Origin of the sequence: Bacillus sp. AFS055030, assembly GCF_002574545.1 — a bacterium.
Taxonomy (GTDB): domain Bacteria; phylum Bacillota; class Bacilli; order Bacillales; family Bacillaceae_G; genus Gottfriedia.
Genome location: NZ_NUGT01000063.1, coordinates 1 through 630, shown reverse-complemented (window position 1 = coordinate 630; position 630 = coordinate 1). Strand labels below are relative to the sequence as shown.

Annotated in this window: 1 pseudogene; it reads left to right on the top strand. The window is 59.8% G+C overall.

The window, feature by feature from the left end:
- A pseudogene (locus CN925_RS15905) lies at nt 1-630 on the top strand (hypothetical protein); the annotation flags it as partial.

Sequence of the window (630 nt, the reverse complement as noted above, 5' to 3'; positions counted from 1 at the left end):
CGACGGGAGTAACCGGAGCAACCGGCTCAACAGGAACAACGGGAGCAACCGGCTCAACAGGAATAACCGGAATGACAGGCCCGACAGGAGAACCGGGACCGACCGGAATAACCGGTGCAACTGGAGTAACGGGGTCAACCGGCTCAACAGGAGTAACGGGGTCAACCGGAACAACGGGAGCAACCGGCTCAACTGGAACAACTGGAGCAACCGGCTCAACAGGAATAACGGGAGCAACGGGAACGACGGGCGTAACTGGAGAACCGGGTCCAACCGGAATAACGGGAGCAACAGGAACGACGGGCGTAACCGGAGCAACTGGAGAACCGGGTCCAACGGGTGCAACGGGAACGACTGGAGTAACAGGCCCAACAGGACCGACGGGAGTAACCGGAGCAACCGGCTCAACCGGAACAACTGGAGTAACCGGCCCAACCGGAGCAACGGGCGCAACGGGAATAACCGGAATAACAGGAGCAAGCGGAGAACCGGGACCGACCGGAATAACCGGTGCAACTGGAGTAACGGGGTCAACCGGAACAACGGGAGCAACCGGCTCAACAGGAATAACGGGAGCAACGGGAACGACGGGCGTAACTGGAAAACCGGGTCCAACCGGAATAACGGGAG